General features: G+C 60.3%; 10 protein-coding genes. 5 read left to right on the top strand and 5 right to left on the bottom strand.

Going from position 1 to position 12,549, the window contains the following annotated elements; all coding sequences use genetic code 11:
• Positions 1-122: 122 nt before the first annotated feature.
• From KVG88_RS01185 to KVG88_RS01165, 5 genes are read right to left on the bottom strand one after another with little or no spacing between them, the layout of a single operon-like run.
• Positions 123-512, bottom strand: coding sequence for a RidA family protein (locus tag KVG88_RS01185; protein WP_217870030.1), 390 nt, complete (start codon positions 510-512; stop codon positions 123-125).
• A gap of 30 nt (positions 513-542) precedes the next feature.
• Positions 543-1,337, bottom strand: a complete 795-nt coding sequence (locus KVG88_RS01180) for an amino acid ABC transporter ATP-binding protein (protein WP_150702161.1) — start codon at positions 1,335-1,337, stop codon at positions 543-545.
• Positions 1,334-1,996 carry an amino acid ABC transporter permease gene (locus KVG88_RS01175; protein WP_217870029.1) on the bottom strand — a complete coding sequence of 221 codons (663 nt, stop codon included), beginning with the start codon at positions 1,994-1,996 and terminating at the stop codon, positions 1,334-1,336. The genes KVG88_RS01180 and KVG88_RS01175 overlap by 4 nt, the downstream gene beginning before the upstream one ends.
• 8 nt (positions 1,997-2,004) lie before the next feature.
• A complete protein-coding gene (locus KVG88_RS01170; RefSeq protein ID WP_059405928.1) occupies positions 2,005-2,667 on the bottom strand; it encodes an amino acid ABC transporter permease in 663 nt (220 codons plus the stop codon).
• Positions 2,668-2,714: 47 nt separating this feature from the next.
• A complete protein-coding gene (locus KVG88_RS01165) occupies positions 2,715-3,563 on the bottom strand; it encodes a transporter substrate-binding protein (protein WP_150702159.1) in 849 nt (282 codons plus the stop codon).
• 514 nt (positions 3,564-4,077) lie between these two features.
• Here KVG88_RS01165 and wecB point away from each other — a divergent pair.
• The 5 genes from wecB to KVG88_RS01140 are packed head-to-tail and all read left to right on the top strand — an operon-like array spanning position 4,078 to position 12,502.
• Complete coding sequence (wecB, locus tag KVG88_RS01160) at positions 4,078-5,232, top strand: non-hydrolyzing UDP-N-acetylglucosamine 2-epimerase (protein ID WP_217870028.1); 1,155 nt, start codon at positions 4,078-4,080, stop codon at positions 5,230-5,232.
• Positions 5,229-7,403, top strand: a complete 2,175-nt coding sequence (gene nfrB / locus KVG88_RS01155; protein ID WP_150702157.1) for a cyclic di-3',5'-guanylate-activated glycosyltransferase NfrB — start codon at positions 5,229-5,231, stop codon at positions 7,401-7,403. The genes wecB and nfrB overlap by 4 nt, the downstream gene beginning before the upstream one ends.
• Positions 7,400-10,564 carry an NfrA family protein gene (locus KVG88_RS01150; protein WP_217870027.1) on the top strand — a complete coding sequence of 1,055 codons (3,165 nt, stop codon included), beginning with the start codon at positions 7,400-7,402 and terminating at the stop codon, positions 10,562-10,564. The genes nfrB and KVG88_RS01150 overlap by 4 nt, the downstream gene beginning before the upstream one ends.
• Complete coding sequence (locus tag KVG88_RS01145; protein WP_217870026.1) at positions 10,564-11,442, top strand: DUF4434 family protein; 879 nt, start codon at positions 10,564-10,566, stop codon at positions 11,440-11,442. The genes KVG88_RS01150 and KVG88_RS01145 overlap by 1 nt, the downstream gene beginning before the upstream one ends.
• Positions 11,426-12,502, top strand: coding sequence for a GGDEF domain-containing protein (locus KVG88_RS01140; protein WP_217870025.1), 1,077 nt, complete (start codon positions 11,426-11,428; stop codon positions 12,500-12,502). The genes KVG88_RS01145 and KVG88_RS01140 overlap by 17 nt, the downstream gene beginning before the upstream one ends.
• The last annotated feature ends 47 nt before the right edge of the window (positions 12,503-12,549 follow it).

The raw sequence follows: 12,549 nt of genomic DNA, 5'->3' as shown, positions 1-12,549 counted from the left end.
CATTGAATTTCACCCTGTAGGAGCTGCCGCAGGCTGCGATCTTTTGATCTTGCCCTGGCAGCACCCTCAAAAAACGCCAGAAGATCGCAGCCTTCGGCAGCTCCTACAAGAGCCACCTCGGTTCAGGCCTTTTTCTTGTAGGCGATGCAGTCGATCTCAACCTTGCAGTCGACCATCATGTTCGCCTGCACGCAGGCCCGCGCCGGGGCGTGTTCGGGTTTGAAGTACTCGCCGAAAACCTTGTTGAAACTGGTGAAATCCCGCGGATCTTCCAGCCACACGCCAGCACGCACCACGTCTTCCAGGCCATAACCTGCCTCTTGGAGAATCGCGATCAGGTTCTTCATGGTCTGGTGGGTCTGCTCGACGATGCCGCCGACAATGATCTCGCCGTCCACCGCCGGCACCTGCCCGGAAACGTGTAGCCAGCCATCGGCTTCAGCGGCGCGGGCGAAAGGACGAGGCGTGCCGCCTGCAGCGGCGCTGCCGGTGCCGTAACGGGTAATGCTCATGAGTGTTTCTCCTGATTGAAAATCGAGTGTTTAAAACCGCGTGCTTTTAAGAAACTCAGCCAGACGCGGCGATTGCGGACGCTCGAACAGGTCCTTGGGCGGACCCTGCTCTTCGATACGACCTTGATTCATGAAAACGATCTTGTCCGAGACCTCGAAGGCAAAGCGCATTTCGTGGGTCACCAGCAGCATGGTCATGCCGTCATCCGCCAGGCCCTTGATCACATTCAGCACTTCGCTGACCAGTTCAGGGTCCAGGGCCGACGTGACTTCGTCGAACAGCATCAGGCTCGGGTTCATCGCAATGGCCCGGGCAATCGCCACGCGCTGTTGCTGGCCACCGGACAACTGACCGGGAAAATGGTCGCGCCGCTCCAGCAGGCCAACCCTCTCCAGCCACTTCTCCGCCAGGGCCACGGCCTCGTCCTTGTGCAGCTTTTTGACCTTGAGCAAACCAAGGGTGACGTTTTGCAACGCGGTCAGGTGCGGAAACAGGTTGAACTGCTGGAACGCCATGCCGGTCATGGCTCGATGGCGGGCGATGACTTTTTCCGGGTGGCGGATGCGCTTGCCATTGACCTCGTCATAGCCGATGGACTCGCCATCGAGCAAGATCTGCCCGCCCTGGAATTCTTCAAGCATGTTCACGCAGCGCAGCAAGGTGGTCTTGCCCGAGCCGCTGGAACCGATCAACGTCACCACATTGCCGCGCTGCATGGTCAGGTCGACGCCCTTGAGCACTTCGAGTTGGTCGTAGCGTTTGTGCAAGCCGCGAATGTCCAGCAGCGGTTGGCCGTTTTGGGAATTTGATTGAACTTGAGTCATGGCAAGGCCACCCGCTTTTCAATGTGCCGGCCGAGTAATTCGATGCCGTAGTTGATGACGAAGAACAGAAAACCGGCGAACAGGTAAAACTCCAGGGTCATGAAGGTGCGAGCGATGATCTGCTGGGTACTGAGCAGCAGTTCGGCCACACCGATCACCGACAGCAGCGTCGACGCCTTGACGATCTCGGTCGACGAATTGACCCACGTCGGCAAGATCTGCCGCAGTGCCTGGGGCAACAGCACATAGCCGAGGGACTGGTAGAACGTCAGGCCAATCGCCTTGCTCGCTTCCATCTGCCCACGCGGCAATGCCTGTAGCGCACCGCGTACGATCTCGGCGACGTGGGAACCGCAAAACAGCGTCAGGCCCAAGGCGCCGGCCTGGAATGCGCTGATCTGCCAGCCCATGGCCGGTGCCATGTAGAAACAGGCCAGCACCAGCACAAACACCGGCGTGCCGCGGATTACATCCACGTAGAAGCGAAACGGTGCGCGCATCCAGAACTTGCCGTAGGTCAGTACCAGACCGGCGAACACGCCGATCACCGTGCCGAACAAAATCGCCAGTGCGGACGCCTGCACACTGGTCAAAAAGCCTTGCATCAACGGCTCGCGCGCGACCCACAACTCATGCACCCAACTGGGGGATTCGTACATGGGGCCTCCTATCGGCGGATCGCCAGACGCTGCTCGAGGTAACGCAGCAGCATGGCAATGAGGTAACAGGCCGCGACATACAGCGCCGTAGTCACCAGCCAGGTTTCGATCACCCGGTAGCTCTCGACATTGATCTTGCGCGCGTAATAGGTCAGCTCCGGCACGGCAATCGCCGCCGCCAGCGAGGTGTCCTTGAACAGCGAAATGAAGTTGTTCGACAAGGCCGGCAACACATTGCGCAGCATCACTGGCACGGTGACGTAGGCCTTGACCTGCCATTCACCCAGGCCGATCGCCAGGCCTGCTTCACGCTGGCCCTTGGGAATACTCAGCAGCCCGCCGCGGAACACTTCGGTCAGGTAGGCCCCGGCATACAACGACAGGGTGATGATGAACGACGGGATCTTGTCCAGACGGATCCCCAGGCTCGGCAACGCGAAGTAGATCAACAGAATCAACACCAGAATCGGCGTGTTACGGATCACCGTCACATACACCGATGCCAGCACCCGCAACGCGCGGTGCTTCGACAACAAAGCAAACGCCATCAGCAGGCCGATCACGCAGCCGATGGCGATCGACACCAGCGCCAGCTCCAGGCCCAGACCGAGCCCCGCCAGCAAGGTGTCGAAATCGCGCCACACGGCGGCAAAGTTCAACTGATAGTTCATGGTCGGCATTACCTTGAGCGGGGCGCGTGCGCCCCGCTCTCACGGGATCATTTGAATTCGACGGGGAAACCGATGGCTGGCGACGGCAGGTCCACACCGAACCACTGCTTGAACGACGCCGCGTAAGTCGGGAACTCGACGCCGGTCATGGCTTCATGCAGGGCGGTGTTGACGAAGTTCAGCCAGTCCTGATCACCACGTTTGACTGCGCACGCGTAGGTTTGCGGGCTCCAGGCGTAGGCCGGGCTGCGATAGCGGCCGGCGTTCTGCACCATCAGGTATTTCACCGAAGACTGGTCGGTGGCTGCCGCATCGGCGCGACCGGAGTTCACGGCCTGGTACATCAGGTCAACGCTGTCGTACTGATCGACCTTGGCTTTAGGCAACGCCTGGTGCACCAGTTCTTCGGCGTAGACGTTTTGCAGCACGGCCACGGTCAGGCCATCGCCGGCCGCTTGCATGTCCTCGATTTCCTTGTACTTGCTGTTAGCCGGCAGCAAGAGACCAACGCCTTCGCGGTAGTACGGCAGCGTGAAGGCGACCTGCTGGGCACGGCTGGCGGTCACGGTAATGAACTGGCAGCTCATGTCGACCTTGTCGGTCAGCAGGTTGGGAATCCGCGCATCGGAGGACTGCACCACGAACTCCACCTTGCTCGGGTCATTGAACAAACCTTTGGCCACGATGCGCGCAATGTCGATATCAAAGCCCTGCAACTTGCCATCCGCACCCTGGAAGTGCCAAGGCGCATTGGTGCTGCCGGTGCCGACAATCAACTTGCCACGGGCCAGAACACTGTCGAGCTTGCTATCCGCGGCCTGGGCCACGCCCATGGCAGCAGCAGAAGCCGCGAAAAGAAAAACACACGCTTTGAACAAGGAAGGTCGGCGATGCATGGCAAGCACTCCAGGGTGATGTTTATTCCGCTATACCGGAACATGGTATGTAACAACGGAATAGACAGCAGAAAGTGTGCCACAGGATGCGGAAGGAATGTAGGGGGGATTGAAAAGTGTTTTGAATCAGGAGGATGCGCAACAGCGCTGTAAAATTCGTTACCAGACGCACAGGCAATAACCCGCTACCGTTGGCTACAGGCAGCGGGTATCAAGTTCACAACTGGGGCTTCTTGACCGAAAACGGTGCACCTCTGTAGCAGCTGCCGAAGGCTGCGTACGGCTGCGCAGCAGTCGTAAACATTGAACCTGACCGTCCTGATGAATCGCGGAGCATGATTTCGCGGCTGCTGCGCAGCCGTACGCAGCCTTCGGCAGCTGCTACAAGGATCGCGTTGCCCCTTGAGCAACGGCATTGGACAACCCCCCATCCGGCTGCTTTATTCAATACCCAAGTGATAAACAATCTTTACAACTGCCACGTGGTCAGCGTGAGTTGTCCCGGGAGGAAGCGATGTCCTTCAAAGTCATGATGGTGTTCGGCACACGACCGGAAGCCATCAAGATGGCCCCTCTTGCACGCGTCTTGCGTCAATGGCCGGGTATCGAACTGAACATCTGCTCTACTGGCCAGCACCGGGAGATGCTTAAGCAGGTTCTTGATTCGTTCGAGTTGGCGGTCGATGAAGACCTTCAAGTGATGACGCAGGGGCAGACCCTCAATGGCCTGTCGGAACAACTGCTGGAACACCTGGACTCAGCCTATGAGCGAGTGAAGCCGGATATCGTATTGGTCCATGGCGATACCACCACCAGCTTCATCGCCGCCCTCGCCGCGTTCAACCGGCAGTTGCCCATCGGCCATGTCGAGGCCGGATTGCGTACCGGCAACTTGCGTGCACCGTGGCCCGAAGAAGCCAACCGGCACCTGACCGGGGTGATCGCCGACCTGCATTTCGCGCCCACCCAGAAGAACGAAGACAATCTGCTGCACGAAGGTGTGCCCAAGGCCAATATCGAAGTCACCGGCAACACAGTGATTGATGCCCTGGTGTGGATGCGCAATCACCAACAGGCGACCCAGTGGCATCCCGCTGCGGATTCACCGCTGGCGGTACTGGACGAAGACCGGCGCATGGTGCTGATCACGGGTCATCGCCGGGAGAACTTCGGCGGTGGCTTTCGCAACATCTGCCTGGCCTTGGCCACCCTCGCCGAGCGTTACCCGGATGTGCAATTCGTCTATCCGGTGCACCTCAATCCGCAAGTGCAAATAGCGGTCTACAGCGTGCTGTCAAACAAACCCAACATCTACCTGATCGCACCGCAGGACTATCAGCATTTCGTCTGGCTGATGGGCCGCGCGCATTTTATCCTGACGGATTCCGGCGGTATCCAGGAGGAGGCACCGGCGATCGGCAAACCGGTGCTGGTGTTGCGCGATGTCACCGAGCGGCCTTCAGTGCTCGAAGGCGGGACCGTGTTGCTGGTGGGCACCGATACCGATCGCATCGTCAAGGAAGCCAGCCTGTTGCTCGACGACCCGTCCACCTTCGAGCGCATGAGCCGCGTGCACTGCCCGTTCGGCGACGGCCATGCCAGCGAGCGGATCGCCAATCGCCTCGGCGTTTGGCTCAAGCACCGCGAGGCGGCGGGTAAAAGGGCATGAGTCTTGGCCTGGTCGACTTCTTCGCCTATGTGCTCTTCGGCCTTAAATATTTCGCCATTATCCTCGCCCTGTTGATGTTCGTGCTGGGGCTCGATGACTTGTTCATCGACCTCGTGTACTGGACCCGCAAGCTGATTCGCCGCTGGCGCTACTATGAAAAATTCAAGCGTGCCGACGAGCAACGCCTGTACACCATCGGCGAAAAACCGTTGGCGATCATGGTGCCGGCGTGGAACGAAGTCGGCGTGGTCGGTGAAATGGCGCGCCTCGCAGCCTCGACCATCGATTACGAGAACTACCAGATTTTCGTCGGCACCTACCCCAACGACGCTGAGACCCAGGCCGATGTCGACGCGGTTTGCCTGCACTACCCCAATGTGCACAAAGTCATCTGCGCCCGCCCCGGCCCCACCAGCAAGGCCGACTGCCTGAACAACATCATCGATGCCATCCTGCGTTTTGAAAGCGAGGCGAAAATCCAGTTTGCCGGTTTCATCCTGCACGATGCCGAAGACGTGATTTCGCCGATGGAACTGCGCCTCTTCAACTACCTGCTGCCCAACAAAGACCTGATCCAGATTCCGGTCTACCCCTACGCCCCGGAATGGAAAGGTTTCACCGCCGGTCACTACGTTGACGAGTTCGCTGAAAACCATGGCAAGGACGTGATCGTTCGCGAGGCGTTGACCGGCCAGGTACCCAGCGCCGGGGTTGGCACCTGTTTCAGTCGCAAAGCCGTGAGTGCGTTGCTTGAAGACGGCGACGGCATTGCCTTCGATGTGCAGAGCCTCACCGAAGACTACGACATCGGTTTCCGCCTCAAACAGAAAGGCATGAAATGCATCTTCGCCCGCTACTCGGTAAGCGACCCGAAACTGGCACTCCAGCAGCCTTGGGTGTTCGGCATGAACCGCGCATTTTCCCAGGTGATCTGCGTGCGCGAACATTTTCCTCGGGACTTGCAGCACGCGATCCGGCAGAAATCGCGCTGGATCGTCGGCATCGTGTTCCAGGGCACCAAGAACCTCGGCTGGAGCCCCACGGGCCTGCTTAATTATTTCCTGTGGCGTGATCGTCGCGGGCTGATTGCCTATCTGCTGAGTTTCCTGGTCAACCTGCTGTTACTGGTATTGCTGGCGATGTGGCTGGTGACGGTTATTTCCCCCGACGCCTGGCGTTATCCGTCGATCCTTACCGACAGCACCCTGCTCACCACGCTGCTTTGGCTCAACGGTCTGATGCTGCTCAACCGGCTGTTTCAGCGCGGCTGGTTCGTCACCCGTTATTACGGAATCGTCGAGGGCATGCTGTCGGCGCCACGGATGATGTGGAGCAATTTCGTCAATTTCTTCGCCAATCTGCGGGCCTTGCGGCAAGTCATGGAAATGGGCGACTCGCGCCGCGTGGCGTGGGACAAGACCACCCACGAATTTCCGGCACTGACCCAAGCCAAACGCACACCGCTGGGGCATCGCCTGGTGGAAAAAGGCCTGCTCAGCGAAGAACAACTGGACGCCGCCATCACCAACCCGGTGCGCCGGCGTCTCGGCCATGAGCTGTTGCTGCGCGGTCACATCGACACCACTCAACTGGTGCAAACCCTGGCCGAACAACTGGACATGGAATGGGCGCCGCTCAACCCGTTCAAGCTCGACAAACGCCTGATCGACGCAGTGCCGCGCAAGGTCGCCACGCACTATGGCGTGCTCCCCGCCGCCGAAGAAGGCTCAACCCTGGTGCTGGCCTCCGAAGGCCCGGTCAGCCAAGTGTCGCTAGGGGCCATCAGCCGTCAATTGAAACGCCCGGTGCGGTGTCGCCTTGCTCCTCAGGGGCGAGTGACATTGGGGATCCGCTATTGGTATCCAAGCCCTCGGCAAAGTGCCGATGTGCACCACATGCTCGAAGTGCTTGAGCAGCATCAGGACGATGAGGATTTGCTTGAACGCGTCAGCCATCATCAAGTGCTGCTGGGCAATTTGCTGCAAGTGCGCGGCATGGTCCCGCCGTCGCTGTTCAATCAGGCATTGATCGACTTCGATGCCGAGCGCATGTCGCTGGGCGAACACCTGATTTCGCGCGGCATCATTACCCAACAAGTGCTCGAACAGGCGCTGGAAGATCAGGCCGCCGAACAGCAGGCCGCTTTCGCCATTGCCAGGGAGGTCGAATGAGTTCCGGCAATCGTCAACGCTTTCTCGTCGGCAGCCTGTTGCTGTGCCTGAGTTCCCCTGTGTGGGTGCAGGCCGAGCCGTTGACCGAATTTGAGCAGTTCCGCAGTTTCCCCTACATGGACCGCAGCTATCGCGAGGCGAAAAAAGGTAACTGGGCCGAAGTTGAACGCCTGATGCGTCACCTGCTTGGCAAAGTGCCGAAAAACGATGAAGCGCGAGCCTTGCTGGTGCAGGCGCTGGCCAAACAGCGACGCTACAAGGACGCGGTGCAGGCGCTGCCCGACAACCCGCAAAACAGCGACGCCCTGCTCAATCTGCGCCTGACCTGGATCGAACAGGATCCGCCGGGCAGCGAACAGGTCGAACAGTGGATAGCCAGCAGCAACCTGAACCAGCGCATTCGCCTGTGGCAGGCCTACAGCCTGAGCCTGGCCAAGTTCGGCGGTGCGGCACGGGCGCACGACTGGTTGGCGCAACTGGCGCCCAAAGGTGATCGACGAATCCTGCAACTGGCCAAGGCCAACTGGTCGGAGCAGTTGCGCAACTGGGACGACACCATCAAGGAACTGGCGCCGTTGGCCGCGAACAAGCAACTGGATGCACAAGGTTGGCAGCGGCTGGCCAACGCTTACGTACAACGCCTCGACGAACAGCCGTTGCAGCAACTGTTGCAACAAGCGCCCACGCCGGAAGCCGCGCGCAAGGCTCGGCTGGCCATGGTCGACCGGGCGATTGCCATGGGCCACATCCAGCAGGCGCAGCGCTGGATGCAATCGCTGCCAGCCGCCGACCTGGCCGACCCGGCGCAGCGCCAGCGTTTGTGGGAACTGGCGCGACAGACCGGCGACAGCGCCACCGTGCAACGCTTGAGCGCAGAACTGCAGCGCCCGTGCCTGGAAACGGCCGAATGGCTTTCGCGCCAGGACCCACAAGCGGCGCTCATTCAATTGAAAGGCTGCCAACCCGAGGACGATCCCCAGGCCTGGCTGATCCTTGCGCAGCGTTTGCAAGCCACTGACCTGTTGCAAAGCACTCGCTTGCCCGAGCCTTGGGACACGCGGCGCCGCGAACGTCTGCTGGATGTCTGGCAGGACGAAGGTCGCAGCGACAAAGTCCTGGCGTACCTTGCCGACCAGCCGCAAACCGCCGAGGTGGTCAAACGCCGCGCCGAAATGCTCCAGGCTTCGGGGCGCAATACCGAAGCCGCGGCGCTTTGGGAGCGGCATTATCAGCAGACCGGCAGCCTCAATTCGCTCAATCAGGCGAGTTATCTGTCACTCAATGCTGGCCATCGCGAACACACTCAACGGTTGCTCGAAAGCGCCTACGATCGCCACGGCGGCAAGCTGCCCCCCGCCGTGCTGCAACGCCTGGCCGGCTTGTATGCCTCATCGACGCCGTCGGCTGCGCAGCAGCAGCGCATGGTCTCGCTGCTCCATCGCGTCGACCCCGCGACGCGCGGCCAACTGCTTGCGCAACTGGCGGAGAACGGCCAGTGCACGGCGGTGCAACAAGCCATCGGCGATCACCCGCAAAGCGTTGGCGACTACCGCGCACTGGGTCGATGCGCCATGCCGCAGCGTCCCGGTGAAGCGGTGGTGTATTACCAACAGGCGCAAAAGCTCGGCGACCGCGACAGCCGCCTGCCGCTGGCTTACGCGCTGGAAGCCGCCGGGGATTCAGCCGGCGCCGTTGCGATTTGGCGCAGCATCCCACCGGGAGAATTGAGCGACAACGCTCGACTCACCGCCAGCCGCAGCGCCCTCAACGCCGGCGATGCCTCCAGCGCTGAGCGCTACTGGCAGCAAAGCCGCGCGCGGGGTGCCAATGAATGGGCGCTGGGCGCAGCCATTGCCGATGCCCGGGGCGATCATGCGCTCGCCTTGCAACGCCAGCGTTCCGCGCTCCAGCAGTCGGCGGATGCCGGGCATTTCTACGCGGCATCGGTGACCGCGCAAAAGGCTGGCGACCTGCCGCAAAGCACCGCGTGGCTGGCCGAAGCCGTGCGCCGCGCACCGGACAACCCGCGCTACCGCGCCGATTACGGCATGCGCCTGGCCGGTGCCGAAACCCGGGAAGAACGCGCCCGCGCCGTCCCGTATCTGCAAAGCGCAACCAGGGATTTTCCGGAGGATTATCATCTCGGCGAGACCCTCGCCTGGCGCTACGACGAAATCGAAGACAGCGCTTCGGCCCGCAAAGAACTGCGCCGAGTCATCGATCTGGAGCAAAACCCGGTAGCGGCTGACGACTCAGAGGGCAGCCTGGAAGCGCGCCGTTATCGCCAGCGCCGCGCCCACGAAACGCTTTCGCGCCGTGACACGCGCACCCTCGCCAGCACCTGGTCACCGGCCGGCGTCTCGACCAACGATTTCCTGCTGCCTGACGACACCACCGGTTCCCGACGCCGTGCCAGCTCGCAGAACGTGCAGCTTGCAATGTGGGACCACGCACTCGGCGAAGAACCCAGTCGCGCCGGCAGTACGTTGTCGGTCTACGGGCGCGTGTTGCTCGGCGGCGTCGGTCGTTCAAGCTACGCTGAATCCCTTGGCACCGGTGTCGGCCTGCGCTACAAGCCTTGGGGCACGGCGAACATCAACTTCTACGGCGAGATCTACAAGCAAAGCCAGTTCGACGATCAGGACAACCACGGCTTGAGCCTGGGGCAGATGCTGGTCCCGGAAAAGCTCGCCGATCAGGTCGATGATCACCGCAAGGACGGCCACACCACCACCGATTACCTGCTGCGCGCCACGGCTTCGTTTCTCGATCAGGGGCGATTCCGCAACGATTGGCGGGTCGACGAGAGCGACTGGGAGGAACGCTTCCTCTATCTCGACGCAGCCTGGTGGACCAAGGCCGGCGACCACCAATGGATGTCCCGCTTCCAGCAAGGGCATACCTGGAAACTGCCGTTCAACGGCGCGCAAACCCTGATGCCTTATGGCTTTCTTGAGTTCGCCAGCCAGGACCCGAGCAATGACTGGCGCCAGGACCTGCGCACCGGTATCGGCCTGCGTTGGCAATGGTGGTTCGATGACGACGTCTACAATGCCTATCGCGCTCACCTGTCGGTGCGCACCGAATATCAGCAGTCGTTGGGCGGCAACTTGTATGAAGGCGGCAATGGGGTGCTGTTGGGCGTGGAGTTGAATTTCTGATGCGGCGTTACTTTTTGATTCTGTGCCTATTGCTCAGCAGCGCGGCGGCCCACGCTGACGAGCGGATTTTCTATCAGCCGCTGAACGTCGACGCCAGCTTGAGTGAATCGCAATGGCGTAACGTCTGGCAAGACACCGTCAGACAGGGCACCCACACGGTCATCGTGCAATGGACCGCTTATGGCGACTCCGACTTCGGTGGCGCCGGTGGCTGGCTGGCCAACAGCCTGAAACTGGCGCAGGAACAAGGCCTGAATTTGGTCATGGGGCTGTACATGGACCCTGCCTATTATCAACGCATCGATGAACTCGACAGTGCCGGGCTCGCGAGTTATTGGCAGGCGCAATTGGGGCAATCGCTGGCGCAACAGCAGCGGTTGCGCAGTACGTGGAAGCTGCCCGTCAGCGGCTGGTATGTGCCGATGGAACTGGATGACCTGCATTTTCTGGCGGCTGATCGCCGGCAAACCCTGCAGCGTCAGCTCAAGGATTTCGCCGGTAAACTCGATGCGCCGCTGCATGTCAGCGGTTTCAGCGCTGGCAAACTTGCGCCGCAAGTGAACGGCCACTGGTTGGGTGAACTGGCGAACGCGGGGATTCAGGTCTGGTGGCAGGATGGCGCCGGAACCGGGCGCTTGCCTTTGCTGGTGCGCAACGGTTACACCGCCGCATTGCCCTGCTCCATCGGCATCGTCCACGAAGCGTTCCGCCAGGTCAGTGCCACCGGGCAACCTTTCCGGGCAGAGCCCGCCAGCCCACAAACGTCATCGGCAGGCTGTCATCCCACAGCGGTTTTTTCCCTGCGTTACCGGCCTTGGGGCAAGGTGATTCTCGATAACCAACGCACGCACAAGGGCAACGATGTACAAAACCATTGAAGATGACGTCCTGAAAAAAGCCGCGCCAGCCGCGTTGAAAGCCGAATTTCTTCAGCACGAGTTCGAACGACTGCACACATTCTGTGTGTTGATTTACCTCGCCAGCATCGCGGTCTGGTTTGCCTACGACCTGATTCTCAGCTTTATCGGTAACCAGAACTTCACGTGGCGCTCACTGGTGTTTATCGGCGTCTTCACAATCCTGATTGTCGTTTTGCTGTTTATCCGCAGCGCCCGCAAGTTCCAGAAGCTGAACCTGTTGTTCGTCTTCACCATCGCCTTAGGCACGCGCTTGTTGATCGAAGGTGTGCCCGAAGACCACCAGCCGGCCTGGATGCTGCTGGCGGCATCGACCACGCTGTTTACCGCCTCGGTGTTGCCGCTCAGTCGCTGGGCGTTCTTCGCCGCGCAAATCATCACTTGGGCATTCCTCAATCCCTTCTACGACACCGGGATCGAAACGCAGGAACTCAAGGGTGTGATGGCCCTCAGTTATTCGACATTCATTTGCGCGCTGACCATCTACAGTTTCATGACTTTGCGTAAAGCCAAACTCTACAATTTCATCATGTCCAAACTGCTGCTGGACCAGGCGTACATTGACACGCTGACGGAAATCCCCAACCGCCGTTCGTTCATGACACAGGCCGACAAGCAACTGCACGCGGTTCCGCGAGAGCCTGACCACTACCTGGCGATGATCGATATCGACAACTTCAAGAAGGTCAACGACGTCTACGGTCACGACATCGGCGATGAGGTGCTCAAACGCATTGCGCAGAACATCAAAGCGGTAATGGGCCACTTCGAATACGCCCGATTGGGCGGCGAGGAATTTGCGATTTATCTGGCGGGCGTGCGCCGGGAAGATGTCGAGGCCTTGGCCGGTGAGCTGTGCCGGGTGGTACGCGAACAACCAACCCAGCATCCGGTGACCATCAGCATTGGCCTGGCTCAAGTACTGGAGGACGACACGTTGAACCAGGCACTGATCAAGGCGGATGCGGCGTTGTATGCGTCAAAACATACGGGGAAGGATCGGTATACGTTTCACCGTTGAGATCGCCATCGCTGGCAAGCCAGCTCCCACAGGATTTACGCTGAACC

Origin of the sequence: Pseudomonas azerbaijanoccidentalis, assembly GCF_019145495.1 — a bacterium.
Classification (GTDB): Bacteria; Pseudomonadota; Gammaproteobacteria; order Pseudomonadales; family Pseudomonadaceae; genus Aquipseudomonas; species Aquipseudomonas azerbaijanoccidentalis.
Note: the sequence above shows the minus strand (reverse complement) of the source record. Positions and strands in the feature narration are given on the sequence as shown.

Coding starts and splice junctions, on each gene's coding strand:
- KVG88_RS01145 (WP_217870026.1), top strand. CDS start 10,564: ATGCGGCGTTACTTTTTGATTCTGTGCCTATTGCTCAGCAGCGCGGCG.
- wecB (WP_217870028.1), top strand. CDS start 4,078: ATGTCCTTCAAAGTCATGATGGTGTTCGGCACACGACCGGAAGCCATC.
- nfrB (WP_150702157.1), top strand. CDS start 5,229: ATGAGTCTTGGCCTGGTCGACTTCTTCGCCTATGTGCTCTTCGGCCTT.
- KVG88_RS01170 (WP_059405928.1), bottom strand. CDS start 2,667: ATGAACTATCAGTTGAACTTTGCCGCCGTGTGGCGCGATTTCGACACC.
- KVG88_RS01165 (WP_150702159.1), bottom strand. CDS start 3,563: ATGCATCGCCGACCTTCCTTGTTCAAAGCGTGTGTTTTTCTTTTCGCG.
- KVG88_RS01180 (WP_150702161.1), bottom strand. CDS start 1,337: ATGACTCAAGTTCAATCAAATTCCCAAAACGGCCAACCGCTGCTGGAC.
- KVG88_RS01175 (WP_217870029.1), bottom strand. CDS start 1,996: ATGTACGAATCCCCCAGTTGGGTGCATGAGTTGTGGGTCGCGCGCGAG.
- KVG88_RS01185 (WP_217870030.1), bottom strand. CDS start 512: ATGAGCATTACCCGTTACGGCACCGGCAGCGCCGCTGCAGGCGGCACG.
- KVG88_RS01150 (WP_217870027.1), top strand. CDS start 7,400: ATGAGTTCCGGCAATCGTCAACGCTTTCTCGTCGGCAGCCTGTTGCTG.
- KVG88_RS01140 (WP_217870025.1), top strand. CDS start 11,426: ATGTACAAAACCATTGAAGATGACGTCCTGAAAAAAGCCGCGCCAGCC.